The organism is Nocardioides daejeonensis (assembly GCF_003194585.1).
Taxonomy (GTDB): Bacteria; Actinomycetota; Actinomycetes; order Propionibacteriales; family Nocardioidaceae; genus Nocardioides; species Nocardioides daejeonensis.
The window spans coordinates 53,420-79,920 of sequence record NZ_QHKZ01000002.1 but is presented as its reverse complement, the minus strand read 5'-3'; the positions used below and the strand labels follow the sequence as shown (position 1 = coordinate 79,920).

Annotated in this window: 23 protein-coding genes; 13 read left to right on the top strand and 10 right to left on the bottom strand. The window is 68.0% G+C overall.

Annotation, left to right across the window (positions count from 1 at the left end; translation table 11 throughout):
• Positions 1 to 10 precede the first annotated feature (10 nt).
• Positions 11 to 976: a Zn-ribbon domain-containing OB-fold protein gene (locus DNK54_RS05090; RefSeq protein ID WP_239459929.1), complete on the bottom strand. Its 966-nt coding sequence runs from the start codon at positions 974 to 976 to the stop codon at positions 11 to 13.
• Between the two features lie 105 nt (positions 977 to 1,081).
• On the opposite strand from DNK54_RS05090, the gene DNK54_RS05085 reads away from it, so the two are divergent.
• Both DNK54_RS05085 and fadD8 read left to right on the top strand, forming a co-directional pair.
• Entirely contained in the window at positions 1,082 to 2,128 is a 1,047-nt protein-coding gene (locus DNK54_RS05085) for an LLM class F420-dependent oxidoreductase (RefSeq protein WP_110205896.1), read from the top strand.
• Complete coding sequence (fadD8, locus tag DNK54_RS05080) at positions 2,125 to 3,765, top strand: fatty-acid--CoA ligase FadD8 (protein WP_110205895.1); 1,641 nt, start codon at positions 2,125 to 2,127, stop codon at positions 3,763 to 3,765. Before DNK54_RS05085 ends, fadD8 begins: the two co-directional genes overlap by 4 nt.
• 169 nt (positions 3,766 to 3,934) lie before the next feature.
• Here fadD8 and DNK54_RS05075 read toward each other — a convergent pair whose 3' ends face one another.
• The gene (locus tag DNK54_RS05075; protein ID WP_110205894.1) at positions 3,935 to 4,729 is read right to left on the bottom strand and encodes a crotonase/enoyl-CoA hydratase family protein; all 795 of its coding nucleotides are present in this window, start codon (positions 4,727 to 4,729) and stop codon (positions 3,935 to 3,937) included.
• A gap of 46 nt (positions 4,730 to 4,775) precedes the next feature.
• Between DNK54_RS05075 and DNK54_RS05070 the strand changes: the two genes are divergently transcribed.
• From DNK54_RS05070 to DNK54_RS21255, 5 genes are all read left to right on the top strand, one after another.
• Positions 4,776 to 6,401 carry an acyl-CoA synthetase gene (locus DNK54_RS05070; RefSeq protein ID WP_110205893.1) on the top strand — a complete coding sequence of 542 codons (1,626 nt, stop codon included), beginning with the start codon at positions 4,776 to 4,778 and terminating at the stop codon, positions 6,399 to 6,401.
• A gap of 6 nt (positions 6,402 to 6,407) precedes the next feature.
• Positions 6,408 to 7,508 (top strand): NAD(P)H-dependent flavin oxidoreductase, encoded by a 1,101-nt coding sequence (locus DNK54_RS05065; RefSeq protein WP_110205892.1) that lies wholly within the window; start codon positions 6,408 to 6,410, stop codon positions 7,506 to 7,508.
• Positions 7,508 to 8,293: an enoyl-CoA hydratase/isomerase family protein gene (locus DNK54_RS05060; protein ID WP_110205891.1), complete on the top strand. Its 786-nt coding sequence runs from the start codon at positions 7,508 to 7,510 to the stop codon at positions 8,291 to 8,293. The genes DNK54_RS05065 and DNK54_RS05060 overlap by 1 nt, the downstream gene beginning before the upstream one ends.
• Positions 8,294 to 9,290: 997 nt before the next feature.
• The gene (locus tag DNK54_RS05055) at positions 9,291 to 10,412 is read left to right on the top strand and encodes an SIR2 family protein (RefSeq protein WP_239459983.1); all 1,122 of its coding nucleotides are present in this window, start codon (positions 9,291 to 9,293) and stop codon (positions 10,410 to 10,412) included.
• Between the two features lie 109 nt (positions 10,413 to 10,521).
• Complete coding sequence (locus DNK54_RS21255) at positions 10,522 to 10,770, top strand: hypothetical protein (protein ID WP_204164435.1); 249 nt, start codon at positions 10,522 to 10,524, stop codon at positions 10,768 to 10,770.
• 182 nt (positions 10,771 to 10,952) lie between these two features.
• Here DNK54_RS21255 and DNK54_RS05045 read toward each other — a convergent pair whose 3' ends face one another.
• The 4 genes from DNK54_RS05045 to DNK54_RS05030 form a co-directional block, all read right to left on the bottom strand.
• Positions 10,953 to 12,737, bottom strand: coding sequence for an AIPR family protein (locus DNK54_RS05045; protein WP_110205889.1), 1,785 nt, complete (start codon positions 12,735 to 12,737; stop codon positions 10,953 to 10,955).
• 277 nt (positions 12,738 to 13,014) lie between these two features.
• Complete coding sequence (locus DNK54_RS05040; protein WP_110205888.1) at positions 13,015 to 14,553, bottom strand: acyl-CoA synthetase; 1,539 nt, start codon at positions 14,551 to 14,553, stop codon at positions 13,015 to 13,017.
• Positions 14,554 to 14,557: 4 nt separating this feature from the next.
• Positions 14,558 to 15,688: a DUF5938 domain-containing protein gene (locus tag DNK54_RS05035; protein ID WP_110205887.1), complete on the bottom strand. Its 1,131-nt coding sequence runs from the start codon at positions 15,686 to 15,688 to the stop codon at positions 14,558 to 14,560.
• A 6-nt stretch (positions 15,689 to 15,694) separates the two neighbouring features.
• Positions 15,695 to 16,483 (bottom strand): SDR family NAD(P)-dependent oxidoreductase, encoded by a 789-nt coding sequence (locus tag DNK54_RS05030; RefSeq protein ID WP_110205886.1) that lies wholly within the window; start codon positions 16,481 to 16,483, stop codon positions 15,695 to 15,697.
• A gap of 144 nt (positions 16,484 to 16,627) precedes the next feature.
• On the opposite strand from DNK54_RS05030, the gene DNK54_RS05025 reads away from it, so the two are divergent.
• From DNK54_RS05025 to DNK54_RS05015, 3 genes are read left to right on the top strand one after another with little or no spacing between them, the layout of a single operon-like run.
• Positions 16,628 to 17,242 carry a TetR/AcrR family transcriptional regulator gene (locus tag DNK54_RS05025; RefSeq protein ID WP_110205885.1) on the top strand — a complete coding sequence of 205 codons (615 nt, stop codon included), beginning with the start codon at positions 16,628 to 16,630 and terminating at the stop codon, positions 17,240 to 17,242.
• A 53-nt stretch (positions 17,243 to 17,295) separates the two neighbouring features.
• Positions 17,296 to 18,057, top strand: coding sequence for an NUDIX hydrolase (locus DNK54_RS05020; protein ID WP_239459928.1), 762 nt, complete (start codon positions 17,296 to 17,298; stop codon positions 18,055 to 18,057).
• 59 nt (positions 18,058 to 18,116) lie between these two features.
• The gene (locus DNK54_RS05015) at positions 18,117 to 19,589 is read left to right on the top strand and encodes an LVIVD repeat-containing protein (RefSeq protein ID WP_110205883.1); all 1,473 of its coding nucleotides are present in this window, start codon (positions 18,117 to 18,119) and stop codon (positions 19,587 to 19,589) included.
• Between the two features lie 51 nt (positions 19,590 to 19,640).
• Here DNK54_RS05015 and DNK54_RS05010 read toward each other — a convergent pair whose 3' ends face one another.
• A complete protein-coding gene (locus DNK54_RS05010; RefSeq protein WP_110205882.1) occupies positions 19,641 to 20,750 on the bottom strand; it encodes an acyl-CoA dehydrogenase family protein in 1,110 nt (369 codons plus the stop codon).
• A 167-nt stretch (positions 20,751 to 20,917) separates the two neighbouring features.
• Complete coding sequence (locus DNK54_RS05005; RefSeq protein ID WP_110205881.1) at positions 20,918 to 22,096, bottom strand: acyl-CoA dehydrogenase family protein; 1,179 nt, start codon at positions 22,094 to 22,096, stop codon at positions 20,918 to 20,920.
• A gap of 116 nt (positions 22,097 to 22,212) precedes the next feature.
• On the opposite strand from DNK54_RS05005, the gene DNK54_RS05000 reads away from it, so the two are divergent.
• Genes DNK54_RS05000 through DNK54_RS04990 form a run of 3 tightly spaced genes read left to right on the top strand, consistent with a single transcriptional unit; the run spans position 22,213 to position 24,738 of the window.
• On the top strand, positions 22,213 to 23,361 hold the full coding sequence (locus DNK54_RS05000; RefSeq protein ID WP_110205880.1) for a 3-ketosteroid-9-alpha-monooxygenase, oxygenase component: 1,149 nt from the start codon (positions 22,213 to 22,215) through the stop codon (positions 23,359 to 23,361).
• Entirely contained in the window at positions 23,361 to 23,663 is a 303-nt protein-coding gene (locus DNK54_RS04995; protein WP_110205879.1) for a hypothetical protein, read from the top strand. Before DNK54_RS05000 ends, DNK54_RS04995 begins: the two co-directional genes overlap by 1 nt.
• Positions 23,653 to 24,738: a ferredoxin--NADP reductase gene (locus tag DNK54_RS04990; RefSeq protein WP_110205878.1), complete on the top strand. Its 1,086-nt coding sequence runs from the start codon at positions 23,653 to 23,655 to the stop codon at positions 24,736 to 24,738. The genes DNK54_RS04995 and DNK54_RS04990 overlap by 11 nt, the downstream gene beginning before the upstream one ends.
• 141 nt (positions 24,739 to 24,879) lie before the next feature.
• On the opposite strand, the gene DNK54_RS04985 is transcribed toward DNK54_RS04990, so the two are convergent.
• Positions 24,880 to 25,548, bottom strand: coding sequence for an MBL fold metallo-hydrolase (locus DNK54_RS04985; RefSeq protein WP_110205877.1), 669 nt, complete (start codon positions 25,546 to 25,548; stop codon positions 24,880 to 24,882).
• Between the two features lie 220 nt (positions 25,549 to 25,768).
• Positions 25,769 to 26,464, bottom strand: coding sequence for a maleylpyruvate isomerase family mycothiol-dependent enzyme (locus DNK54_RS04980; RefSeq protein ID WP_162602305.1), 696 nt, complete (start codon positions 26,462 to 26,464; stop codon positions 25,769 to 25,771).
• Positions 26,465 to 26,501 lie beyond the last annotated feature (37 nt).

The window sequence follows — 26,501 nt, the reverse complement described above, 5'->3', positions numbered from 1 at the left end:
GGCTCCTTCCTCAGAGGTGGTGCTTGTAGGTGTCGTAGTCGGCGTCGGGCTCGCCCGTCGGCCGGAAGTGGCTGATGTTCTCGATGGTGGTTCCCCACTCCTCGCGTGGCTTCCAGACGGCCTCGACCCGCATGCCCATCCGGATCTCGTCGGCAGGGATGTCGAGGATCAGGTGCTGCAGCGCGATGTCGGCACCGTCGAGCAGGATGTAGGCCGAGACGTACGGCGGCTTGATCTGCTGGCCGAGGAACGGCACGTTGACCACGCAGAAGGTGGTGACGATGCCGGTCTGAGCGAGCTCGACCTCGTCATGGGTGGGTACGCCGTCGACCGGGCAGGCACCCCGGGGCGGCACGTAGACCTTGTTGCAGGCAGGGCAACGCTGGCCGACGATGCGGCCCTCGGCGAGCCCGCGGAAGAAGGAGCTCTCCTCCGGGCTGGCGGCGTAGGTGTAGTCGAGGGCAACGGGGGTGATCGCGACCGGCGTGGGCTCACCCGGACCGTCGGCTGCGACCGCGTCCCGCGCAGGCACGGCGTCGGCCGGCTGGGGCCAGGTGCCGTCGGCGAGCGCGTCGACCGGCTCGAAGCAGGCGACGTCGGTCACCAGTCCCTGGCGCTCGGCGGCCCAGCGGATCCGGACGCGCTGACCGGTGTGCACCTCGGACGGGGAGGCGACGTCGAGCGCGTGCAGCATCGGTGCCGTCGCACCGTCGAGGGTGACCAGCGCCCAGGCGAAGGGCCGGTCGAGGGGCTGGCCCTCCACGGGCTCGGGGCACCACGTCCACGAGGTGACGGTCCCGCTCTCGGCGACACGAACCAGGTCGGTCGTGGCAGCATGCGTACCGGGGTCGAACTCCAGTGGCGGGGTGATCACCCGGCCGTCGGAGGTGCGACCGGCGAGGACGATGCCCTCGCGGAGCCCTTCCAGGTAGCGACCGAGCACCGGCCCGGTCGATCGTGTGTAGTCGAAACTCACGCGGACCGGAGAACTCAAGGTCCTGCTTTGGGAAGTGGTCATGGCCCAGAAGTGAAACATGTTCTAGTGTGTCTGACAAGCATCTCACCGCCAGGAGGAACCCAGATGAAGCTCGGCCTGCAACTCGGTTACTGGGGTGCGCAGCCCCCGTCCGGCACCGCGGAACTCGTCGCTGCCGCGGAGCAGTCCGGGTTCGACGCGATCTTCACCGCCGAGGCCTGGGGGTCCGATGCCTTCACCCCGCTGGCCTGGTGGGGCCGGGAGACCGAGAAGGTCCGACTGGGCACCTCCATCGTGCAGATGTCGGGGCGCACGCCGACCTCGATCGCCATGCATGCGCTGACCCTCGACCACCTCAGCGGCGGCCGGGTCATCCTCGGCATGGGCGTGAGCGGCCCGCAGGTCGTCGAGGGCTGGTACGGCCAGTCGTACGCCAAGCCGCTCGCACGGACCCGCGAGGTCGTCGAGATCATCCGCAAGGTGCTGGCCCGCGAAGCCCCGGTGACCGCTGACGGGCCGGCGCATCCGCTGCCCTACGACGGCCCCGGTGCCACGGGCCTGGGGAAGCCCCTCAAGTCGATCGTGCACCCGCTCCGCGCCGACCTGCCGATCTGGCTGGGTGCGGAGGGTCCGAAGAACGTCGCGCAGACGGCGGAGATCGCCGACGGCTGGATCCCGATCTTCTACACGCCGAAGTCGGCAGCGATGTACCAGCCCTGGCTCGACGAGGGCTTCGCGCGGCCCGGGGCGCGGCGTACGCGCGACGACTTCGAGATCGCCGCCACCTGCAACCTGACGATCACGCCCGACAACGGTGCCAGCAAGCAGGCCGTCCTCGATGCCATGAAGCCGTTCGTGTCGCTCTACATGGGTGGCATGGGTGCGAAGGAGGCGAACTTCCACAAGAACGTCTTCGAGCGGATGGGGTACGGCGACCTGGCCGACCAGGTGCAGGAGCTCTACCTGGCGGGGGAGAAGGAGAAGGCCACCGCCCTCATCCCGGACGAGCTGGTCGACGACATGCACATCATCGGCGACGCCGGCTACGTCAAGGAGCGGGTGGCGCAGTGGGAGTCCACCGGCGTCACCACGCTCCTGCTGAGCCTGCGCTCGGCCGCCGAGGTGCGCCAGGTTGCGGAGGTGCTGGCATGACCGCGATCCAGGACGCCGACGCGACCCTGCGCTGGGGGCCGCACAACGGCCATCTGATGGTGTCGGCGCTGCGTCGCCACAAGGACCGCCCGATCATCCACCTCGGCGACGTCAGCCTCACCGGAGGCGAGGTCGCGCAGCGGATCAGCCAGTACGTGCAGGCCTTCGAGCAGCTGGACGCCGGCACCGGCGTCTCCGGGGCGCTGCTGGCGCTGAACCGTCCCGAGGTGCTCTTCGTGCTGGGTGCCGGGCAGACCCAGGGCTTCCGCCGGGTCTCGCTGCACCCCCTCGGGTCGGCTGCCGACCACGCCTACGTGATCAACGACGCCGAGATCACGGTGCTGGTGGTCGACCCCTACTTCGCACCGCGTGCGATCGAGCTGCTGGAGCTCTGCCCGGGTCTGAGCCAGGTGCTCACCCTCGGCCCGGTGCCCGCCGAGCTCGCGGAGGCGGCCGCCGCCTCGGGTCGGCGGACGGCGGACCTCATCGAGGTCGCCGCGGGTTGTGCCGCCGAGCCGCTGGCAGCCCGGCTGCTGCCACCGGACCACATCGTCTCGCTCGCCTACACGGGCGGCACGACCGGCAAGCCCAAGGGCGTGATCGGTCTCGCCCAGTCGATGAACACGATGACCAGCATCCAGCTGAGCGAGTGGGAGTGGCCGGCCGAGCCGCGCTTCCTCATGTGCACGCCGCTCTCCCATGCGGGCGCGGCGTTCTTCGTGCCAGTGGTGATCAAGGGCGGCACCCTCTTCGTGACGGCGCGCTTCGACCCGGCCGAGGTGCTGGCGATGATCGAGGAGAAGCGGATCAACTCGCTGATGCTCGTACCCACGATGCTCTACGCGCTGATGGACCACCCCGACAGCCGCACCCGCGACCTCTCCTCGCTCGAGACCGTCTACTACGGCGCGTCCGCGATCAACCCGGTGCGGTTGAAGGAGGCGATCGAGCGTTTCGGGCCGATCTTCGCCCAGTACTACGGGCAGTCCGAGGCGCCGATGGCGATCACCTACTTCGCCAAGGGCGACCACGTGGACGCCGAGGGAGTGCCCGCGATGGAGCGGCTCACCTCGTGCGGGCGGCCGAGCGCCCTGGTGCGTGCGGCGCTGCTCGACGAGGCCGGCGAGCCCGTCCCTCAGGGCGAGCCGGGCGAGATCTGCGTGGCCGGCCCGCTCGTCTCCGGAGGTTACTGGGGGCTTCCGGAGCAGACCGCCGAGACGTGGCGTGGAGGCTGGATGCGCACCGGCGACGTGGCCCGCGAGGACGCCGACGGCTTCTGGTACATCGTCGACCGCACCAAGGACATGATCGTCACCGGCGGCTTCAACGTCTTCCCGCGCGAGGTCGAGGACGTCGTCGCCGAGCACCCGGCGGTCGCCCAGGTGAGTGTCATCGGTACGCCGCACGAGAAGTTCGGCGAGGCCGTGACGGCAGTGGTCGTCGTACGCGAGGGGCAGGAGCTGACCGATGCGGTGATCGAGGAGATCCAGGCGATGGTCAAGGAGCGCAAGGGCTCGGTGCAGGCGCCCAAGCAGATCCTCGCCGTCGACGCCCTCCCGCTCACCGGCCTCGGCAAGCCCGACAAGAAGGCCCTGCGCGACCGCTTCTGGGAGGGGCACGGCCGCACCGTCGGCTGATCCGCCCCGGTGGTCGAGCCGCCTCGGTGGTCGAGCTTGTCGAGACCCCGCCTCGGTGGTCGAGCCGCCTCGGTGGTCGAGCTTGTCGAGACCCCGCCTCGGTGGTCGAGCCGCCTCGGTGGTCGAGCTTGTCGAGACCACACGCTCGACCACCGCACGGGAGCGTCGCCTACTTCCCCTGGAAGTTCGGCTTCCGCTTCTCGGCGAAGGCGCGGGGGCCCTCCTTGGCGTCGTCACTGGAGAAGACGGCAGCACCGATGGTGGCGTCGTCCTTCCAGCACTCGTCCTCGTGGCGCCCCTCGGAGTCGCGCACGGTCTTGATGATGGCCTGGATCGCCAGCGGTCCGTTGGCGCAGATCAGGTCCGCGATCTCGTGTGCCTTCGCGAGCGCCTCGCCGTCGGGCACGACGTGACCGATCAGGCCGATCTCCTTGGCCTCAGGAGCCTTGATGTGGCGTCCGGTCAGGAGCAGGTCCATCGCCACGGTGTAGGGCACCTGGCGGGGAAGGCGCACGACGGAGCCGCCGAGCGGGTAGAGGCTCCACTTGGCCTCGGAGACGCCGAAGCGCGCGGACTCGCCGGCGATGCGGATGTCGGTGGCGGTGAGGATCTCGGTGCCACCGGCGATCGCCGCGCCCTCGACCGCGGCGATCAGCGGCTTGGTCAGGCGGTAGCCCTTGAGCAGCGCCTTGATGATGCTGGGGTCGTAGGAGCCGGACTCGAACTTCTCGCCGGGGGAGTCCTTCGACATCGCCTTGAGGTCGGCGCCGGCACAGAACGCGCCGCCCGCACCGGTGAGGATCACGACGCGCACCTCGGGATCGGTGTTGGCGCGCTCCCACGCCTGCTCCATGATCGACAGCATCTCGCCGGACAGTGCGTTGCGCGCCTCGGGGCGGTTCATCGTGACGACCAGCTTGTGGTCGACCAGTTCCACCAGCGCGTGCGGAGATTCGTTTGACATGCAAAGAACGCTAGCCCAAAACGAGAACGTGTTCTAGTGTGCTGCCATGGCTCTGAACATCGCTGATCTCTTCGAGCACGCCGTCGACGCCGTGCCTGACCGGCTCGCCGTCCAGGTGGGCGAGGACACCATCACCTTCGCCGAGTTGGAGCGCAAGGCCAACCAACTCGCGCACTACCTCTCCGCCCAGGGCATCGGGGTCGGTGATCACGTCGGGCTCTACTCCAAGAACAGCATCGAGCACGTGATCGCGCTGGTCGCGATCCTCAAGGTGCGCGCGGTCTCGATCAACATCAACTACCGCTACGTCGCGGGCGAGCTCGAGTACCTGTTCGGCAACGCCGACCTCGTCGGGCTGGTCCACGACCGCGTGTACGCCGGCCTCGTCGGCGAGGTGGCGCCCAAGTTCGAGGCGCTCAAGACCATCATCGCCGTGCCCAACAGCCTGGAGCCGGACGACCAGAGCGACGTGACGGCGTACGGCGGGGTGCTGCTCGACGATGCCATGGCCGGGCAGAGCGATGCGCGGGACTTCGGGCCCCGCAGTGCCGACGACATCCACATCATCTACACCGGGGGCACGACCGGGTTCCCCAAGGGTGTGATGTGGCGCCACGAGGACTTCTGGCGGGTGCTCGGCGGTGGCGTCGACTTCATGACCGGTGACCTCAGGGGCGAGTACGACCAGTCCAAGGCGGCCGCCGAGGGAGCCAACCTGATCACGCTGCCGCTCAGCCCGCTGATGCACGGCGGCGCTCAGTCCAGCCTGCTCATGCACCTCTTCGCAGGCCAGCTGACGATCCTCGAGCCCAAGTTCGACCCGGTGCGCACCTGGGAGATCGTGGACCGCGAGAAGGTCCAGATGATGTTCATGACCGGCGACGCCATGGCGCGCCCGCTCATCGAGGCCTACGAGGAGGGCGACTTCGACGGTCAGAGCCTCTTCGCGATCGCCAGCAGCGCGGCCATCTTCTCCAAGACCGTGAAGGAGCGGTGGATGGCGAAGTTCCCCAACGCCGTCTTCACCGACTCGGTCGGCTCCTCGGAGACCGGCTTCCAGGGCACCGGGCTGCAGGATGCCAGCGCCCTCTCCAGCGACGGCCCGGTGGTCTCCATCGGCCACGCTACGGTGCTGATCGACGACGACAACAACGTGCTCGACCCGGCCACCGATGTGGGCAAGGTCGGCCGCACCGCGAAGGCGGGCTTCGTGCCGGTCGGCTACTACAAGGACCCGGAGAAGTCGGCGAAGACCTTCATCGACATCGATGGGGTGCGCTATGCGATCCCCGGCGACTACGCCCGCATGGAGGAGGGCAGCCGGATGACGCTGCTCGGCCGTGGCTCGAACTGCATCAACACCGGCGGCGAGAAGGTCTACCCCGAAGAGGTCGAGCAGGCCGTCAAGAGCCACCCCGCCGTGTACGACGTGCTGGTCGTCGGCCTCCCGGACGAGCGGTACGGCCAGACCGTGCACGCGGTGGTCGAGCTGCGTGAGGGCGTCGAGCTGGCGTTGGAGGAGCTGCGTGACTACCTGCGTGCGCACCTCTCCGGCTACAAGCTGCCGCGTGGCCTCACGATCGTGCCCGAGATCCCGCGCAACGCCACCGGCAAGGCGCAGTACCCGCAGGCCAAGGAGATCGCCCTGGCCGACCGCGACGGCGAGGAGTGACCAACTATGCGTAGCCCTATCTGTGAAGCCTTCGGCATCGAGTACCCGATCTTCGCCTTCACTCCGTCGGAGAAGGTAGCCGCCGCGGTGTCGAAGGCCGGTGGGCTGGGCGTGCTCGGCTGTGTCCGGTTCAACGACGCGGACGAGCTCGACAAGACCCTCGACTGGCTCGACGACAACACCGACGGCAAGCCGTACGGCGTCGACGTCGTCATGCCGATGAAGGTGCCGACCGAGGGCAAGGCGGTCGATCTGGCGGCGATGATCCCGCCGGAGCACATCTCGTTCGTGGAGCGCACGCTGCAGCAGCTCGGCGTGCCGCCGCTGCCGGAGGGGGAGGGGCGTGAGGGAGTACTGGGCTGGCTGCACTCGGTGGCCCGCTCTCACGTCGACGTCGCGCTGGCGCACCGGCCGGTGCTCATCGCCAACGCGCTCGGCTCGCCGCCGGTGGACGTCATCGAGCAGGCGCACGCCGCGGGCGTGAAGGTGGCGGCGCTGGCAGGCGCTGCGAAGCATGCGCTCTCGCACGTGCGCAACGGCGTCGACATCATCGTGGCGCAGGGCTACGAGGCGGGCGGCCACACCGGGGAGATCGCCGGGATGGTGCTCACCCCCGAGATCGTCGACGCGGTGGGACCCGACGTACCTGTGCTCGCTGCCGGTGGCATCGGCTCCGGTCGCCAGATGGCGGCGGCGATGGCACTCGGCGCGCAGGGTGCGTGGACCGGTTCGCTGTGGCTGACGGTGGAGGAGTACGACCTCTCGGCCGGCACCGGGATCCGCGACGCGTTGTTGCAGGCGGGCTCCGGCGACACGGTGCGCACGCGGGTCTACACCGGCAAGCCCGCGCGCCTGCTCAAGACGAAATGGACCGACGCCTGGGAGACCGAGGACGCGCCGACCCCGCTGCCGATGCCCTTGCAGAACCTGCTGGTCGCCGACGCCCACAACCGGATGAACTCGGGCGACAACCCCGAGACCATCTCCATGCCGGCCGGCCAGATCGTGGGCCGCACCAACGAGGTGCGTCCGGTCGCCGACGTCATGGCAGATCTCGTGCGCGAGTACGAGGAGACCGTCGACCGGCTCACCAAGCTGGGTCGCTGATGGTCCTCCTCATCGAGGACGCGAAGCGCGTCCGGACGATCACCCTGAACCGGCCGGACGCGCTCAACGCCTTCAATGAGGAGTTGTACGACGCCACCGCGGAGGCGCTCCTGGCGGCCGCTGCCGATGATTCGGTGGCGGTGGTGTTGCTGACGGGTGCCGGTCGTGGTTTCAGTGCCGGCACGGATCTGCTGGAGATGCACGCCCGGGCCACCGATCCGGCGTTCGTGCCGGGCAAGCACGGGTTCATCGGCTTCCTGGACGCTCTCGTCGAGTTCCCGAAGCCGCTGGTTCTGGCCGTCAACGGCCTCGGTCTCGGCATCGGTACGACGATCCTCGGCTTCGCCGACCTGGCCTTCATGTCGACGGCCGCGAAGTTCAAGTGCCCCTTCACCTCGCTCGGGGTGGCTCCGGAAGCGGCGTCCAGCCTGCTCTTCCCCCAGCTGATCGGTCGGCAGAACGCCGCCTGGGTGCTGATGTCTTCGGAGTGGATCTCGCCCGAGGTCGCCTTGGAGATGGGACTGGTCTGGAAGGTCTGCTCACCTGAAGAGTTGCTTGCCGTGGCGCGCGATCATGCGGAAGTCCTTGCTGCCAAGCCGATCTCCAGCCTGCGCGCCGTCAAGCGCACCATGACCGAACCCCACCGTACGGCGGTGCGCGAGGCCCGCGACCGCGAGAACGCCTGCTTCGCCGAGCTCATGGGTGGGCCTGCCAACCTCGAGGCGCTCACTGCCTTCGCCGAGGGGCGCGCGCCCGACTTCACGGGGTTGCCTGCTGGGTGGTGAGGACGCGCGGCTGAGGCGAGATGCGTCGCCTCACATGAAATGCGGCTTCAGACCGCAGCAGATGTCGCGTGATGCGACGGCTCCAAGACGGCCGTAGCCCGCACCCGTATTCACGCTTCCCTGAAGCCAGGCCCCCAGTCAGAGGCGGCGGTTCGACGCACCTAAGGAAGCGGCCTGCGTCGGTATAGGGTCAACGCGCGCAGCTCGAGTCCCACGCGGGAAGCGCGCAACCCGCGGGTCCGTCCAGAGTGTCGGAGCCTCGCTCTAAGGTGCCGCACATGTGGTGGCAGTCGCTCGGCTCCTTAGTCATTTCGGCCATCGGCCTCGCGGTTGGCGCGAACTGGCTCGCATCAGCCTCAACTCGTCGAGTGAGTGCGCTGAAGGCGCATGCCGATCTACTGGCTGCCCTGCCCGCAAGCGAGGGCAAGAATCGCCTCGCCGAGTACCTCAACTCCGCCGTACAGCGTCACGTCGCTGAGTTAGCCGTTGTCGGTGTGCGGCGGAAGCTCCTACTCGTGCGATGTCTGATGATCCTCGCGGGAGGTCTTGGCGTCACTCAAGCCTTAATCCTTGCAATGACCGCTGAGGCGGCCCAGTGCCGAGCTACTTGACGTGGATCCTTCTACTGGTCTCCGTGGTCCTCGGCGGCGTGATTAGTCAGCTGACGAAGAAGGCGGGCACCGAGACCGACGAGCTGGTAGACCAGCACATCGATCAAATGGTTCGCAGGGTGTTTCGAGAGATGCCCGGTCCAGCGAACGATTGACCACCGAGGCGCCGCTTCTGCGATGCGGGCATTGGCGGCGGTATGACGCTGGCCGCTGTCGCGGAATGAGGCGCCCACGAGTGGTCAGGTGCGCGATTGCCCCGCGGGCTGTGTTTGATCACTGGTCACACGCCCGAGTAGCTGCTGCGACGGCTTCGACCACTTGAATGCATGTCGATGAGCGCGCCGCGGGCAGGGTAAGCGCGCACGAGGCACGATGCTCTTGTGTTCATGTTCATCTTTGGCGCGGGCGCGTCGTTCGACAGCGACCCGAAGCGGCGCTTCATTCTCGATCCGCATGAGGAGCGGATGCAGGACGGCGAGTGGCGACCGCCCCTGGCTACGCGCCTCTTTGAGCCGTCCAGCCGTGAGGCAAGGGACTGTGCTCTTGAGTTCGTACGCGCCAGCCCGTTGCTTATGCATCTCAGGAGTGCGGCGGCCGCGGGCGACGATATTGAGGAGGTTCTGGAGACGTACCAGAGCGAGAGGCAGTCGTTCAGCGCTCTGCAGCCACAGTTGACGGCGCTGCGGGCGTACTTGTCGCGTCTCCTGACGAAACTCCCAGATCAATGGCATGAGGATGCCGTGGGTCAGACGAACTACGTGTCCCTGCTCAACGAGCTGGCCCCGGTAGTCGAGCAGAGTGGCCAAGGCGCGAGATTCGTGACGTTCAATTATGACCGACTGCTGGAGTATGCCATCCAGGATGTCTACGGTAAGAGGTTCCGGGAGATCGAGGACTACATCTCGTCGCCTGAAGTGCACCTGTACAAACCGCACGGGTCCGTGAACTGGAGCCAAGCAGCCAAGTTGGCTCAAGATCTCTGGCTGGGAGAGCAGGAGCCAGACGATGTTCTTCACGTTCTCATCGAGCTAGCCGCGAATCTCGAGTGGCTGCCCAATGACTATCGCGTTGATGATCCGGAGGACGGCGACCCTCACAGAGACTCACAGAATCATACCTACTGGCTGCCCGCTCTAGCCGTTCCAGCGCGGTCCAAAGCCACGTTCTCTTGCCCTAAATCTCATCTCGATGCGCTCGCTAGAGACCTCGGCGACGTGACCACCGTTGTAACAGTTGGGTGGCGCGGGCGCGAGAGGCACTTTCTCGACCTGATGGCGACTCACCTGAAGCCGGGGTGCCGGCTCCTGGTGGTGGCGGAACATGAGGTTGCAGCGATGGCGACGGTTGACGAGTTGTGGTCCACGCAAAGGTTCGGCAGGTACGCAATCTCGGCAGACGGATTCTCGACGTTCGCAAGCAGCCGAGTCGCCATGCCGATGTCCACGCCCTACATCACTGCGACCGATCTGATCGCAGAGACCGATGCGATGAACTGGATCGCGCGGTGAATAGAAGAGGTGACAAAGCGTGGCCGATTGTCGCGGAGCTTCTCGGTGATCGCGAACCCACGCTGCGGCCACGGACCTTGCCCTGTTCGGTGAGCCAGTCGAGAAGCCCGTGGGACGCACCGGCACCGTCGCTACGGATCAGCAGCTTTCGGCGGTGGGGGCGAGGGACCTGGGCGATCGCCTCGCCGCCGTCAGTGAGCATCACCGCGACGTCGACCAGCACCTGGCCGCGGTCGTGACCACCATCGGCCGTAACGGACAGACCACCTTCGACAAGTCCAAGTTTCCCCTGTTCAGAGGGCACTTCGGTGCTTCTACGCGCCGATCACGCCACCGAGCCGTGAACGATCCGGGTTAGTTGCCTGCAGATAGGAACCTGCAGGCTTGTCGGCCAGGGCGCGACGATTGCGGCGGATTGGGCTACATCAGATTGACACCAGTTCGTGGAGTAGCCCCGTCCGGGGTCGCGACCTCTATTCCTCGGAGAAGTAGAACTCCGCGTTGCCGGTCTGCCATACGCACCGGTCCTGCGGGTCGAGGTTAAGCCTTCTGGGTCGCCGCGGCGAGCGCGTCGAACGGAACGGGATTCGCCGACCGAACAGCCTCGAGCATGGAGCTGAAGTCTTCGATCGCCTTCTTCACTCGATCCTGGGCCTTCAAGCCACGGTCCGTCGCGGGCGCCAGGTGACCCGAGAACGCCATCGCCAGATCGACCACTGGCTGCCACGCCGCGGTCGACTGCGCGGGCGACAGGTTCTTCTTGAACCGCAGCGAGTGGCGGTCCGCTACCGCGACTCCCAGGATCGTCTCGATGCACGAACCGATGGCCGCCAGCAGCAGGTAGTTCGACCCGCGGGCGCTGAAGAACGCCGCGTGCCTCTTCTGGGCGTCTGTCCGCTCGTCCTCCGCGATGCCGAGGATCTTCAGTTTGGCCTGCTCGATCGCCTTCAGTAGGCCGTAGGCGTACACGATGTGGGTTGCGGTGACGGCGTCGCGGAAGACACGCGAGTAGACGGCGTCGTTGTCCCAAATGCTCCGCGTCTCGTTGTAGGCGAGGTTCGGTTCGCCGTGGAAGGCAGCGAGGGCCTGCGCGACGGAGGAGTCCGGAACGAGCGTCTTCGAACGCTGGATCGCGTCGGTGGCGCCGCCGCGTCGACCCCCTCGGTAGTCGGCGTCCGGGACGGTCTCGAATTCCTTCCGCAACCGGTCCTGCACGGCGTCCTTGCTGCGGAAGTCCGTGGCCTCGACCTTGTTCTGGGTGTTGTTGTATTTCACGATGTCGCCCAGAACCGCGGTGTTCGTGCACTTAACGAAGCGCGCCATGACCATTGCGCCCGCGGTCGACTCGGCCTCGGTCGGGTTCAGACTGCCGAGCGCGCCGGTGGTCTGGCCGCCGTTCACGATGCCCGCGCCCTCGATGCGGAGACTCTGCTTCCCCTCGTCGTCCCCGGACTGCAACTCGTAGTCATTGACCAGCACGGTGATCCCGTTGTTGAAGATCGCGAAGTTGTCCGGCTGCCCCTTCGCCGTCTCCTTGATGCCGAAGTTGATGTTGCCACTCGAACGGACTACGCCGAGGTAGTCGCGGATGTTCGGCGACATCAACTTGGTCTTGTGTGTCTCCCAGAGGGTCCTCAGGGCCGTCACCTCGACGGCAGTCGAGAAAGCGCTCCAGTCCGCAGCCTCGATCTCGAAGCCACCCGGGACGTCGAAAGTGAACTCGTCTGATACGAGGATGGGGGCCTGCATCCGGGCGTACTCTTCCTCCAGCGCGGCCCGACCGATCTCGACGGCGGAGACGTCGACGTCGCGGTCCGGGAATTCCCGTTTGATGATCCCGTCCGCCGTCCTCAGGGCCTGTGTCAACTCGTCGGCGACGTTCTTCGACTCCTGGCGGTTGTGGACGTACCAGAGCTGGAGCTCGCGGATCTCGTCCCCAGCGAGGGCGTCGCGCACCTCCTGCGCTGCGCCTCGAAGTGTCTCGGGCAGACCGTCGAGATCACCGGAAAGAAGCCAACTGACCCCGGTGTTCAGGTCACTCGCCTTGTTCGCGGGCGCCTCGCCGGAGGTGGTCTTGGACATGTAGCCCTGGGCCAGCACGATCCGCTGCTTGTCGGCCGAGACAGCGACGAGGTCGCACTTCTTATCATTGTTGCTGTCCGTCAGGCAGTTGGACGCGAACGTGTCGACGTCGTCGAAGCCGAGCCGCAACTGGGCGACGAAGAGCAACAGCGCGTTGTCGCCGTACTCCGCCAGGTCGTCGCGGCTCTCGAACGCCGCGTAGCCCGGTGCGTCTTGCGTTGACGAGCCCTGCCTCTGTGCCATGCCGATTCCTCCGTGTTCGTGCTGAGAGGCCAACCCTATGGTGCTCACCCGGACAGCGCCCCGCGGAGGAGGCGTCACGAGTGGTCCGCTGCGGCGGAATCCTGCGACAGAACGAGTTCCCGCTGTTCCCGGCTGGCGCCGCACATGCCACCCGCGTCATTCTGGGTGGAGTGATGTTCCCAGTAGCGGTGTCGTACGCGCCAGGTCATGCCAGCGGTGCACGATTTGTTCTCAGTGGTACGGAGGTGAACGCGATCCGGCCTCCGCGATCCTCACCTCACCCAAGCGTCGCCTTGATCTCCGTCTTCAACACCTTCCCGACCTTCGACCGAGGCAGGTCGTCCCAGACCTCGATCTGCTTGGGAGTCTTGACGCTGCCGATGCGGGTCTTCACGAAGGCCTGCACCTCGGCCGGCGTGACGGACTGGCCGGGGCGCAGCTGCAGCACGGCGGTCAGGCGCTCACCCCACTTCTCGTCCGGCAAGCCGATGACGGCGCAGTCGGCGACGGCGGGGTGGGCCATCAGCGCCTGCTCCACCTCGGTGGAGTAGACGTTGAAGCCGCCAGTGATCACCATGTCCTTGGCGCGGTCGACGACATGGAGGAAGCCCTCGTCGTCGAGGTAGCCGATGTCGCCGGTGTGATGCCAGCCGTGGGCCGACGCCTCAGCCGTCGCGTCGGGGTTCTTGAAGTAGCCGCGCATCACCAGGGAGCTGCGCACCACGATCTCGCCCCGCTCACCCGCAGCGAGCAGACTCCCGTCGTCCGCCATGATCGCTACCGTGACCAGCGGCGCTGGCCGCCCGGCGGAAGACAAGCGCTCGAGAGCCACCGAGCCGTCGGGGAGGTAGTGGTCGCGTGGCGCCATCGTCGAGATCATCATCGGCGCCTCGGTCTGCCCGAAGAGCTGAGCCATCACCGGGCCGATCCGGGTGAGCGCCTCCTCCAGCCGGCGCGCCGACATCGGGGCGGCGCCGTACCAGAAGCACTCCAGGCTGGAGAGGTCCGTCGACTCCAGCTCGGGATGGTCGAGCACCATGTAGATCAGCGTCGGCGGTAGGAACGTGTGCGTCACCCGATGCTCGGCGATCGACGCCAGGAAGCCGCCGACGTCTGGCTTGCGCATCACCACGATCGAGCCGCCGGAGGCGAGCACCGGAAAGCAGAGCACGCCCGCGGCGTGGGTGAGCGGCGCCAGCGCGAGGTACGTCGGGCGGGCCGGCGGCGCGGGCCACGGGTAGCTCATCAGCGTGATCGCCGTCATCGTCTCGAGATTCGTGCCGGTCAGCATCACCCCCTTGGGGCGCCCCGTGGTGCCACCGGTGCCGACGATCATCGCCAGGTCGTCGTCAGCCGGGCGGTCAACGGGCTCGACGCCGTCGCCACCGGCGAGGAACTCCTCCCACGACAGGGCCCACTCCGGCGCATCGTCGAGGCAGACCAGCGTGGTGACGCCCGGGAGGTCGCTGCGGATCTCCGCCACCAACCCGGCGTACGCCGCCTGGAAGATCAGCGTCGTGCACTCGAAGAGCTCCAGCAGCTCACGGTTCTCGCTCGCCTCGTTGCGCGGGTTGATGGGGCACCACACGGCGCCGGCCCGGCTGATCCCGAAGACACAGGTGAAGGCCACCGGATCGTTGGCTGAGAGGATCGCGACCTTGTCGCCGGGGTGCACGCCCCGGGCCACGAGGGCGGACGCGATCCGGCCGGCGAGCGCGGAGGTCTCGTCGTAGGTCCACGTCCGCCCGTCGCGGACCAGGCAGGGCGCGCCGCCGTCGAGCGACGCGCCCTTGTCAAGGTAGTCGACCAGTCGCACCGGGTCAGCCCTCGACCGTCAGCACCGGCTCGGAGACCAGGCCGAACGCGCGCAGCTGGCCGAGCAGCTCCCGGTGGCCGAACGCCTTGCAGCCCGAGGAGAAGCCGACCCGCAACGGCGGCTGCTGGAGCAACGAGTACGCGGCGTACGCCTGGAGCATCCCGGTCTGCTTGTAGTTCTGGTTGCCATGGATCACGCAGTGTGCGCGCCCCAGCGGCCCAGAGGCGTGCACGGAGTCCAGCGACTTGTTGAGCCGCGGGTTCTCGCGCGGCGGCATCTGGTTCATGACCTGCGCCGCGGTGGCGGTCAGGGCCGCGTCGCGGTCGCTCTCGCTCATGTCCTTGGTCGCCTCGAGCGCTCCCGCGACGATCTGGGGGACGCCGTTCATCAGCGCGGCGTTGAAGACCCCGCCCTGTGCCTTGCAGTTGGCGACCCGCGGGTCCTTGCGATACCAGACGGGATGCGAGGTGCCGCCCCACGGCAGCGACTGCGCGAGCTCGTGCTGGCCCGGCACGACCAGCGGCACGAGTCCCTGCGACGGGTCGAACTCGACGTACTGGTTCTGCTGGAGGTAGTGCGCCGCCGACGTTGCGGCGTTCACCAGGATGGTGCGGGTCGAGGCGATCGTCGGCGAGCCGCCCCAGAAGACCGCGATGTCGAGCGTGTCCAGGCCCGGCTTCTCCAGGCAGAGCTCCGCGGCGATCTCACCGGTCGTGTACATCTGGGCGAGCCCGGGGGAGAGGAGCAGGCCGGCGGCCGCGAAGTCGGCGCCGTACTTCTCGTCGCAGGTGATCAGCCAGTCCTGCTCGCCGGTGGTGTCGAGGTAGTGGGTGCCGGCAGCGAGACACGCCTCCACCACCTCGGGTCCGTGCTTGCTGAACGGGCCGACGGTGTTGCAGACCACCGAGGCGCCGCGGAACAGCTCGGTCAGCGAGGCGACGTCGTGGCCGACCTCGACGATCTCGTAGTCGGCGGTCTCGATCCCGGCGACGTTCGACTCCATGGAGGCCTTCAGCTTGCCGACGTCGCGCCCGGCGGCGATGAACGGGACGCCGTACTCGCGCAGGTACTCGCAGACCAGTCGCCCGGTGTAGCCGGAGGCGCCGTAGACGATGACGGGCTTCTTTTCAGGCATCGGTGATCACATTCCCATTCCGCCGTCGACCGAGAGGGCGACGCCATTGATGAACTTGGAGCGGTCGGAGGCGAGGAAGACGACCGCGTCCGCGATCTCCTCCTCGGTGGCCAGGCGGCCGGAGGGGGTCAGCCCGACGACGCCGGCGACGGCCTCCTCGGGCGAAGGGAACAAGCCGAGCCTGGTCATCTCGTTGGCCAGGCCCGCTCCCATCTCGTTGGGCACCAGACCCGGGCACACGCAGTTCACGCGTACGCCGAGTCCGAGCTTGCCGCTCTCCATCGCCGCCACCCGAGTGAGCCGGTCGACGGCCGACTTCGACGCGGAGTACGCCGACAGCGCCGGGAAGGCGATGGTCGCGGCGACCGAGGCGATGTTGATGACTGCGCCGCCCTGGCCCGCGGCGCCGCCCGGCCCCATCGTCCGGAAGGCATGCTTCACGCCCAGGGAGGTGCCGACGACGTTCACGTCGAAGATCCGGCGGAGCACGTCGGGGTCGAGGTCGACGAAGAGGCTGGCGATCTCGATGCCCGCGTTGTTGACGAGGATGTCCAGCCCACCGACCTGCTCCACGGCGGAGGCGATCCCGGCCTCCCACGAGGCGTCGTCGGTGACGTCGAGATGGACGTAGGCACCGCCGACCGCGTCGGCGACCTCCTTGCCCTTGTCGTCCTGCAGGTCGGCGACGACCACGGTGGCGCCGGCCGCGGTCAGGAACTCCGCGAACTTCTTGCCCAGTCCCTGGGCTCCGCCGGTCACCAGCGCCTTGCGCCCGGCGAGTTCTGGTTCGGTCATGAGGTGCGACTCCTCTGTCGTTGGGGTGATGCAAGACACACAACTCCGTTTCCTTGACGACTGTCAAGATTTTTCATGACAAGCGTCAAGACATTCGTTGTCAGTGCGTCACAAAGGAGCGTCGAGGGGGTACTCTCCGGTGCCATGACGACCGCAACTGCGCGTCGTACGCCCGCCGACAAGCACGACGAGCGTCGACGGGCCCTCGCCGAATCCGCCCTGCAGACCTTGGGAGACCTGGGCTACGCGCGCGCCAGCCTCCGGGAGATCGCGAACAACTCCGAGTTCTCCCACGGGGTGGTGCACTACTACTTCCGCGACAAGCTCGACCTGATCGTCTACTGCGTGCGTCACTACAAGGCCACCTGCGTGCATCGCTACGACGGTGTCGTGGCCGACGCGACAACCGCTGACGGCCTGGTCGCAGCGTTCGCCGACAAGCTCGTCGAGACCATCGTCGACGAGGCGCCGATGCACCGGCTCTGGTACGACCTGCGCTCGCAGAGCATGTTCGAGGAGAGCCTGCGCGAGGCGGTCCTGCAGATCGACCAGACCCTCGAGGAGATGATCTGGCGGGTCGTCAGCACGTACGCCGCCCTGTCGGGCCGCGAGCCTGCTCTCACCCCTCATGCTGCCTACGGTCTGCTCGACGGCCTGTTCCAGCAGGCGCTGCTGGAGCACCTCTGTGAGCGCGAGGACGTGCTCGACCGGTTGCGCGAGCAGGTGCGCGGCCTGATGCCGATGTTGCTGCAGGCCTAGGCTGGCGCTCGAAAGCGCGCGACCAAGCGCCTCGGAGCAAGGTGGAGATGCAGGTGCGGGACCCCCAGGCAGGTCAGCAGGTCGAGGTACCCCCGGTGGTGCCCTACGACGGCGAGCTCAAGGAGCGGGTGCACCGACACCTGTCGGGGCACGTCCGCCGGGAGGTGCCGCTCGACGACCGGCGTCGTGCTGCCGTAGCCGTCGTCCTCGTCGACTCGGAGGTGGGGGAGGACCGGATCGACCCGGCTCCGTGGGACATCCGTGCGATGGACCAGATCCCCGGCGGTGCCCAGGGGCTGGACGGTCGGATGGAGAACGTCTCCGGCGGGGCCGCCTTCCTGCTCTGCCGACGCTCGTCGCGGTTGCGCGCCCACGCGGCCCAGTGGGCGCTCCCCGGCGGCCGGCTCGACGAAGGCGAGGACGCCGTCGACGCAGCGCTCCGGGAGACCCACGAGGAGCTCGGCGTCCCGCTGCCGCGCAGCGAGGTGCTCGGACTGCTCGACGACTACCCGACGCGCTCCGGCTACGTGATCACACCTGTGGTGATCTGGGGTGGTGGCCGGCTCGACCTCGCGCCCTCGCCGGACGAGGTGCTGGCCGCCTACCGGATCGGCCTGCACAACCTGCTGCGACCCGATTCGCCTCGCTACATCGACATCCCCGAGAGCGACCGTCCGGTCATCCAGCTGCCGCTGGGCAACGACCTGATCCACGCGCCTACGGGTGCGGTGCTCTTCCAGTTCCGCCTGCTCGGTCTGGACGGCGACCCCAGCCCGGTCGACCACCTCGAGCAGCCCACCTTCGCCTGGCGATGAGGCTCGTGCCGATGCTGCGACCGGCATAACCAACGCCGGGGAGCGGACGTTGAGCGGGCATGGAGTCATCGCCCAGGGCCGCCCGTCGTCGTCTGCTGGCCGCCGTCGTGTGTGCCGGCATGCTCGCCGCCGGAGTGAGCGTGGCCAACAGCCTGGGCAGCAACTACACCTTCCCTGACGCGACGCCGACCGCGAAGTGCGGCAAGGGCTCGCTGCCAGAGGCCTCTCAGGGGCGGGTTCCCAAGGCCGACTACGCCAACGGCCGCGCCGCGAAGGGCTATCGGTGCAATACCCGCCAGGTCAGCCACCACGGCACCTCGGGCGGCTTCAAGGTCTTGCGCTACAAGGACGCGAAGGGCAACGTGTGCGCGTTCTACGACTCCACGCTCACCGTGCCGCGCGACATCCTCTACAACATGGCTACGGGTGCCGGACTCGGTGTGGTCGTCCTCGACATGAACAACCCGCGCAAGCCGCGGCGTACGGCCAACCTGGTGACGCCGGCCATGCTGAGCCCCCACGAGTCGCTGTTGCTGCACGAGAAGCGCGGCATCCTTGCCGCGACCATGGGCACCCTCGCGACGGCACCCGGCATCCTCGACCTCTACGACGTGAAGACGAACTGCCGCAAGCCGCGACTGCTCTCCTCGACGCCTGCCGCGCTGCTCGGGCACGAGAGCGGCATGTCGCCCGACGGGAAGACCTTCTATGCGGCGAGCTCCACCGTCAGCATGGTCGCCATCGACATCGCCGATCCCCGGCGGCCCAAGACCATCCACACCCAGCTCGGTGTGCAGTACCACGGCCTGCGGCTCTCCGACGACGGCCGCACGATGTACGCCACCTGGTACGGCGAGCCCGGGCCGGGCGGCCTGACCGGCGGCGGGATCCGCATCGTCGACGTCAGCCAGATCCAAGACAGGGTGCGCAACCCGAAGACCAAGGTGCTCTCCACGGTGACCTGGCGGGAGATGTCCATCCCCCAGGTCGCGCAGCCCTTCACCCGCAACGGCCGCCACTACCTGCTGGAGGTCGACGAGTTCATCGACCTCTTCACGGTGGGCGGCCTGAAGAACCTCAAGAACGCCAACGTCGGCGCGGCCCGCATCATCGACGTCGAGGACCCGGCCCACCCGAAGGTGGTCTCCGACATCCGGCTCAAGGTGCACCAGCCCGATCAGCGTTCCGGGCCGCAGTACCAGGACCCGGGGGCATGGTTCCCCGCCCAGGGCTACTCCGCGCACTACTGCTCGCTGCCCCAGCGCAAGAACCCGAAGCTGGCGGCCTGCTCCATGATCATGTCGGGCCTGCGGGTCTTCGACATCCGCGACGTCAAGAACCCGCGCGAGGTCGCCTACTTCAACAAGCCCGCCGTCAAGCGCAAGACGCTCACTGTGCCCGACCCGATCGGCGCCTATGCGATGTCGCAGCCGGCCTGGGATCGCAAGCGTCGCTCGATCTGGTACTCCGACGCCAACACCGGGTTCTTCGCGGTGCGCCTCACCAACGGCGTCGGCAAGCTCCTCGACTGAGAACTGGCACTAGGCACGGGCACTAGGCACTGGCGCTCGGGGCTCGGCGCGTCACGCGCTGGTGGCCATCCGGCGACCGATCACCAGCGCCTGCTCCGTCGTGCCGCCGAAGAGGAACTCGAAGCGCTTCGCGGTGGTGAAGTAGCGGTGCGCGACGCCGTCGAGGTCGATGCCCACGCCCCCGTGCACGTGCACGGTCGTGTGCGCCACCCGGTGACCGGCGTCGGCCGCCCACAGCTTCGCCACGGCGACCTCGGTGGTTGCGGGCAGCCGCTCCTGCAGGCGCCAGACCGCCTGCCACAGCACGAGTTCCTCGAAGAGCGCGTCGATGTAGCCATCGGCCAAGCGTTGCGAGACGGCCTGGAAGGTGCCGATCGGGCGCCCGAACTGCTCCCGTGTCTTGGCATACTCCGCGGTCAGCGCGACCGCACCCCGCACCACGCCAAGCTGCTCGGCGGCACCCGCCACCGTGAGCAGCTGCCCCAGCCGCTCCGCCGCCACGCCGTCGGCCGCGCCGAGCAGTCGCTCCGCTCCCAGCCGTACGTCGTCGAGCCGGACCAGCGCCGTGGCGTCGCCGTCGCTCACATGCTGTTCTTCGAGCGTCACGCCCGCATCGCCGGGGGTCACGAGGAGCACGACGGAGCCCGTCGGCGCCGAGGCAGTGACCAGCAGCAGGTCGGCATGCGTGCCGGCCCGGACGAGGGTCTTCGTCCCCTGGAGGACCCAGCCGTCGCCGTCCGGGATCGCGGTCACCGTCGGCGTGACAGGCAGGTGGTCCATGGGCTCGGCGACCGCCGCGGTGAGCACCTTCGAGCCGTCCGAGGCACCGGGCAGCCACGCGGTCCGCTGCTCGTCGCTCCCGAACTCGACGACTGCCATCGAAGCGGGCACGTGCACGGCCAACGGCACGGGGGCAACGCCGCGGCCGACCTCGACGACCACCCGAGCAGCCTCGATGAGGCCGAGCCCAGCGCCGCCGTACTGCTCGGGCACCGGCAGGGAGAGGAGACCGGCCTCGGCCAGCGCGCGCCAGAGCTCGGCGTCGAAGCGGTCACCGGCCCGCTCGACCTGCCGCATCCGTTCCGGGGTGGCGAGGTCTCCGATGATCTGTGCGGCCAGTGCTGCGGCCTCGTCCTGCTCGGGGGTGAAGGTGAAGTCCATCGGAGGTCCTTGGGTGGGGGATGGGGTGGGGGCTGTGGCGTGTGGTCTCGACAAGCTCGACCACCGGTTGGGTGTGTTGGGTGGTCTCGACAAGCTCGACCACCGGCTGGGTGTGGTGGGTGGTCTCGACAAGCCCGACGACCGGGGCCGGTTCGAGCACCGGGGGGTCAGCGTTTCGCGGCGGGAAGGCCGAGGCCGACGTAGCCGATGATGTCGCGCTGGATCTCGTTGGTGCCGCCGCCGAAGGTCATCACCAGGGAGCTGCGGAAGTAGCGTTCGAGGCGGCCCAGCAGCGCGGAGCCGGGGGAGTCGGCGGTCAACCCGGCGTGCGGGCCGACGATCTCCATCAGTGCCCGGTAGACCTCGGTGGCCAGCTCGGAGCCGTAGACCTTGGTGGCCGAGGCGTCGGCGGGGGAGAGGGAGTCGATGGTGGAGGCGAGCTTCCAGTTGACCAAGGTCAGCGCCTCGGTGCGGGCGTGCGCCCGGCCGAGCAGGATCTGCACCCATTCCTGGTCGATCACGCGCGAGCCGTCCGGCCTCTTCGTCTCGACCGCCCAGCGGCGTACCTGCTCGATCGACTCGACCAGTGCGGCCGAGGAGGTGAGGGCGACGCGCTCGTGGTTGAGCTGGTTGGTCATCAGAGCCCAGCCGCCGTTGAGCTCGCCGACCAGGTTGCCGACCGGCACCCGCACGTCCTCGTAGTAGGTGGCGCTGGTGTGCACGCCGGCCACCGTGTGCACCGGCGTGTAGGAGAATCCGGGTGCGTCGGCCGGCACCAGGATCATCGACAGCCCCTTGTGGCGCGGCAGGTCCGGGTCGGTGCGGCAGGCCATCCAGATCCAGTCGGCGTACTGGATGAGCGAGGTCCACATCTTCTGGCCGTTGATGACCCATTCGTCGCCCTCGCGGACCGCGCGGGTCCGCAGCGAGGCGAGGTCGGTGCCGGAGCCCGGCTCGGAGTAGCCGATCGAGAAGTGCAGGTCGCCGGCGAGGATGCGGGGGAGGAAGTACTCCTTCTGCTCCTCCGAGCCGTAGCGCATGATCGTCGGCCCGACCGTGTTGAGGGTCAGGTAGGGGATCGGTACGCCGGCCACGGCGGCCACGTCGGTGAAGATCAGCTGCTCGATCATCGAGCGGTTCTGGCCGCCGTACTCCTTGGGCCAGCCGATGCCGAGCCAGCCGTCGGTGCCGAGCTGGCGGATGACCTCCTTGTAGACCTTCGCGTCTCCGAACTCTCCGGTCGCTGCGGCGAGCGCCGCGCGGCGCTCGGGCGTCACCAGCTCCGCGAAGTAGCTCTGCAGCTCCGCGCGGAGCGCTTCCTGCTCGGGAGTGAGGGCGATGTGCATGGGTGGCTCCTGACGCCGCGGCGCGACAACATTGGGACGTGCGGTGGAATCGCTGCCGAGAAAACTATAACCTGTTCTTGTTTTGGTCCAGAGGTACGAGAAACCGAGGAGTCGACATGACTGACACCCGACTGTTGGACGCCGGCACGCCTCCCGAGCGCTTCGCCCGTGGGTGGTACTGCCTCGGCCTCGCGCGGGAGTTCACCGACGGCAAGCCACACAAGGTGGATGCCTTCGGTGAGAAGCTCGTGGTCTGGAGCGACACCCAGGGCAACCTCAACGTGCTCGACGCCTACTGCCGGCACATGGGCGGCGACCTCTCCCAGGGCACCGTCAAGGGCGACGAGATCGCGTGTCCGTTCCACGACTGGCGCTGGGGCGGCGACGGTCGCTGCAAGCAGATCCCCTACGCCCGCCGCGTCCCCCTCCGGGCCCGCACGCAGCGCTACCCGGCCCTGGTGCACAACGGCATGCTGATGATCTGGCACGACGTGGAGGGCAGCGAGCCCGACATGGAGGTGCTCCCGCCCGAGCTCCCCGGCATCGGCACCGACGAGTACACCGACTGGACCTGGGAAGTCCTCGACGTGCCGACCGCGCACTGCCGCGAGATCGTCGACAACGTCGTGGACATGGCGCACTTCTTCTACATCCACCTCGCGTTCCCCACGAACTTCCGCAACGTCTTCGAGGGGCACGTCGCCACGCAGTTCATGGAGTCGGTCGGCCGACCGGACGTTGCCGGCGGCTACGGCGACCAGGACATGATGCTCAAGTCCGAGGCGTCCTACTACGGACCGTCGTTCATGATCAACTGGCTCGAGGTCGACTACAAGGGCTTCGTCACCGAGGTCGTGCTGATCAACTGCCACGTGCCGACCTCGCAGAACTCCTTCAAGCTGCAGTACGGCGTGTGCGTGAAGAAGCCCGAGGGCATCGACGACGCCACCGCGGAGTACATCGGCAAGAAGTACTCCGACATGTTCAAGGGCGGCTTCGAGCAGGACGTGCACATCTGGCTCAACAAGGCCCCGGTGCAGAACCCGCTGCTGTGCGAGGAGGACGGCCCGGTCTACCAGCTTCGCCGCTGGTACGAGCAGTTCTACGTCGACAAGGCCGACGTCGTCGCCGAGATGACCGACCGCTTCGAGTTCGAGGTCGACACCACCAAGGCCAACGAGTACTGGCGCAAGGAGGTCGAGGAGAACCTCGCCCGGAAGGCGGCCGAGGACGCCTTGGCCGGTGCAGGCTCCGAGCACGCCTGATGGCCTCCTTCGTCCCTACTGACCCCGAGACGATCGAAGACCAGCGCCGCTACACGCAGGCGCGGCTGGTCGAGGTCGCCTGTCAGGACTGTCTCGCCGTGGTGAGTGTGAAGAAGAACTCAGACCACCACACATCTATCCAGTGGTCGGAACGCGCGCTGGGCGCGTGCGCGGAGTTCGCAAGAATGGACCACGAAACCAGTGGTCGTGCCGTGCACACCCCCTGCCAACGACTGTCGGCGAGCATTGAGAAAGCTGTTCGCGACGGCCAGATCCCCATCGGAGCCGAAGATGGATACTGAGTCCTACATCCTGCCTGTGCGTGAGGTGATCCGAGAGACCGCCGACGCCTGCTCAGTCGTCTTCGACATCGCCGACGATGTACGGGACCGCTTCGACTACAAGCCCGGCCAGTTCCTGACGGTCGCGGTGCCCAGCGACCAGACCGGCCTCGCTGCCCGCTGCTACTCGCTGAGCAGCTCTCCGGTGCTCGACCAGCCGCTGACCATCACCGTGAAGCGCACCGTCGACGGTTACGCCTCCAACTGGATCTGCGACAACCTCGCCGCGGGATCGACGTTGCGGGTGATGCCGCCGAGCGGCATCTTCACCCCGGCCGACCTGGACGCCGACCTGCTGCTCTTCGCCGGGGGATCGGGCGTGACGCCGATCATCTCCATCGCCCGCACGGCGCTTGCCCGCGGCACCGGCAAGATCGTGGTCTTCTACGCCAACCGCGACCAGGACTCGGTGATCTTCGCCGAGGAGTGGAGGAAGCTCTCGGCGGAGTACCCCGAACGGCTGATCGTGGTGCACTGGCTGGAGTCCGTGCAGGGCCTCCCCAGCCAGGAGCAGCTCCAGGCGTTCGCGGCCAACTTCTCGACCTACACCTCCTTCTGCTGCGGCCCGGCGCCCTTCATGAAGGCGGTCTCGGTCTCGCTGCGGGCGCTGGACTTCCCGCGGGAGCGCCGCCACCAGGAGAAGTTCGTGTCCCTGGGCGGCAACCCGTTCGGCGACGTCGAGGAGCTGCGCAAGGCGGAGGAGGAGATCGCCGAGGTCGACGACCGCGACGAGAGCGACACCCCCGCCCTCGCCGGCCCCGTGACGATCGAGGCCGAGCTCGACGGTGAGAACTACACGTTCGACGACTACAGCGGCAAGGAGACGATCCTCGAGTTCCTGGAGAGCAAGGGCGTTCCGGCCCCGTTCTCCTGCCGTGAAGGCAACTGCTCCGCCTGTGCCTGCGTGCTCCTCGAGGGCGAGGTCGAGATGGCCCACAACGACGTGCTCGATGACCTCGACCTCGCCGATGGCATCCGGCTCACCTGCCAGTCGACGCCGCTCACCGAGAAGCTCAAGATCACCTACAACGGCTGACTCCGCCTACGCGTCGAGTGCGCGCAAATCACGCGTCGAGTGCGCGCGAATCACGCGTCGAGTGCGCGCAAATCGCGCGCGCTCGCGTGATTTGCGCTGACTCAAGGCGTCATCTGGGCGCACTCGATCCCAGGGGAGCGGCTACCAGCCGCGCTCGCGCCACTCCGCCAGGTGCGGACGCTCGTTGCCGAGTTGTCCGTCGGAGCCGTGGCCGGGGTAGAACCAGGTGTCGTCGGGCAGGGTGCCGAACACCTTCGCCTCCACCTCGTCGATGAGAGTGCGGAACGCCTCGGCATCACCGAAGGTCGCACCCACCCCACCGGGGAAGAGCGAGTCGCCCGTGAAGAGGTGCGGGGTGCCCTCGGGGTCACGATGCAGCAGCGCGATGGAGCCCGGGGTGTGTCCGGCGATGGCGATCACCGACAGCTCCGCCTCGCCCACCCGCACCGTGTCGCCGTGGGCGAGCCGCGTGGCGACCTCGACCCCGGTCTGCTCAGTGATGGCCTCCGCGTCGGGCGCGCCGGCGTACACGGGGGCGCCGGTGGCGGCGACCACGTCGGCGAGCGCGCGATGGTGGTCCCAGTGCTGGTGCGTGGTCACGATCCCGGCGAGCCTGCCGCCGCTCAGCTCCAGGAGCGCGGGCGCGTCGTCGGCGGCATCGATGAGCAGGTTCGCTCCGGTCGCCCGGCAGGTCAGCAGGTAGCAGTTGTTGGCCATCTTCTCGTCGACAGCGAGCTTGCGGATGGTCAGTTGCGGCAGCTCGCGTACGTCGGCGGGGCCGCCAGGTGTCACGTCACCGGTGTAGGTCATGGCGCCAGCCTAGGGAATGCGGGAAGGATCCGGCGTACGTCCTGCGGGTGGGTTGTTGGGGTGGCCGGGTGGCAGGACGTTGTGTGGGACGTCCTGCGGGTGGGTTGTTGGGGTGACCGGGTGGCAGGACGTTGTGTGGGATGTCCTGCGGGTGGGTTGTTGGGGCGACCAGGTGGCAGGACGTTGCGCGCGGACGCCGCCGGGGTCGCGCCGGGCGAACTCAGAACGTCGGCGGTTCCGGGAGCTCTCCCGTTGACGTGGAGAGGCTGGACCCGGTGCCGCGGCCGGTGAGCCACCAGGCCAGGTCGGCTACGGAGCCGCGGACGACGAGCTCCGCCGTACCCGCGACTCCCCAGGAGGCGCCGGTGTCGGTCGCCTCGAACGCCCAGGAGGGGTGCCGTGGGGCCCGGGAGTCGACGACCTCGGCCGAGAACTCGGCGGGCCAGTCGTGCTGGGTGAAGGCGCGGCCCAGGTCAGCGTGGTGGATGCTGACCTCGCCGAGCCGGCGCGGCAGCAGGCCGGTGAGCGGGAACTCCATCCCACCGCCTCCAGGCAGTCGGGTCACCCGCGCTGACCAGTGTGCCGGCTCGACCTGGTCGAGCAGCGCGACGAGGTCGTCGGCCACCTGCTGGTTGCGTTCCAGCAGCGCGCCGGCAGAGGCCGACGCGAGGCGGTCGATATCGGCATCGCGGGCCTCGCTGCTGTCGTACATCGACGCCGGCTCACCTGCCGCCACCTGACGGAGGACGCGGCGGAACGCCTCGCCGTTGAGGGCGACGTGGGCCGCGACGTGTGCACGTGACCAGCCCGGGAGCAGTGAGGGAGCACGCAGCTCTGTCTCGTCGAGCGCGCGCAGGGAGTCGGCGAACTGCGCGTCGGCGGCGCGGAGCAGGGGCAGCTGGGCGAGGGGGTCCATGCGCCCATTCAACCGCGGCTTGCGCCCCGTGAGATCG

Excerpts from the sequence above, each read along its gene's own strand:
- DNK54_RS05085 (WP_110205896.1), top strand. The coding sequence starts at position 1,082 with ATGAAGCTCGGCCTGCAACTCGGTTACTGGGGTGCGCAGCCCCCGTCC.
- fadD8 (WP_110205895.1), top strand. The coding sequence starts at position 2,125 with ATGACCGCGATCCAGGACGCCGACGCGACCCTGCGCTGGGGGCCGCAC.
- DNK54_RS05075 (WP_110205894.1), bottom strand. The coding sequence starts at position 4,729 with ATGTCAAACGAATCTCCGCACGCGCTGGTGGAACTGGTCGACCACAAG.
- DNK54_RS05070 (WP_110205893.1), top strand. The coding sequence starts at position 4,776 with ATGGCTCTGAACATCGCTGATCTCTTCGAGCACGCCGTCGACGCCGTG.
- DNK54_RS05065 (WP_110205892.1), top strand. The coding sequence starts at position 6,408 with ATGCGTAGCCCTATCTGTGAAGCCTTCGGCATCGAGTACCCGATCTTC.
- DNK54_RS05060 (WP_110205891.1), top strand. The coding sequence starts at position 7,508 with ATGGTCCTCCTCATCGAGGACGCGAAGCGCGTCCGGACGATCACCCTG.
- DNK54_RS05055 (WP_239459983.1), top strand. The coding sequence starts at position 9,291 with ATGTTCATCTTTGGCGCGGGCGCGTCGTTCGACAGCGACCCGAAGCGG.
- DNK54_RS05045 (WP_110205889.1), bottom strand. The coding sequence starts at position 12,737 with ATGGCACAGAGGCAGGGCTCGTCAACGCAAGACGCACCGGGCTACGCG.
- DNK54_RS05035 (WP_110205887.1), bottom strand. The coding sequence starts at position 15,688 with ATGCCTGAAAAGAAGCCCGTCATCGTCTACGGCGCCTCCGGCTACACC.
- DNK54_RS05030 (WP_110205886.1), bottom strand. The coding sequence starts at position 16,483 with ATGACCGAACCAGAACTCGCCGGGCGCAAGGCGCTGGTGACCGGCGGA.
- DNK54_RS05025 (WP_110205885.1), top strand. The coding sequence starts at position 16,628 with ATGACGACCGCAACTGCGCGTCGTACGCCCGCCGACAAGCACGACGAG.
- DNK54_RS05015 (WP_110205883.1), top strand. The coding sequence starts at position 18,117 with ATGGAGTCATCGCCCAGGGCCGCCCGTCGTCGTCTGCTGGCCGCCGTC.
- DNK54_RS05010 (WP_110205882.1), bottom strand. The coding sequence starts at position 20,750 with ATGGACTTCACCTTCACCCCCGAGCAGGACGAGGCCGCAGCACTGGCC.
- DNK54_RS05005 (WP_110205881.1), bottom strand. The coding sequence starts at position 22,096 with ATGCACATCGCCCTCACTCCCGAGCAGGAAGCGCTCCGCGCGGAGCTG.
- DNK54_RS05000 (WP_110205880.1), top strand. The coding sequence starts at position 22,213 with ATGACTGACACCCGACTGTTGGACGCCGGCACGCCTCCCGAGCGCTTC.
- DNK54_RS04995 (WP_110205879.1), top strand. The coding sequence starts at position 23,361 with ATGGCCTCCTTCGTCCCTACTGACCCCGAGACGATCGAAGACCAGCGC.
- DNK54_RS04990 (WP_110205878.1), top strand. The coding sequence starts at position 23,653 with ATGGATACTGAGTCCTACATCCTGCCTGTGCGTGAGGTGATCCGAGAG.
- DNK54_RS04985 (WP_110205877.1), bottom strand. The coding sequence starts at position 25,548 with ATGACCTACACCGGTGACGTGACACCTGGCGGCCCCGCCGACGTACGC.
- DNK54_RS04980 (WP_162602305.1), bottom strand. The coding sequence starts at position 26,464 with ATGGACCCCCTCGCCCAGCTGCCCCTGCTCCGCGCCGCCGACGCGCAG.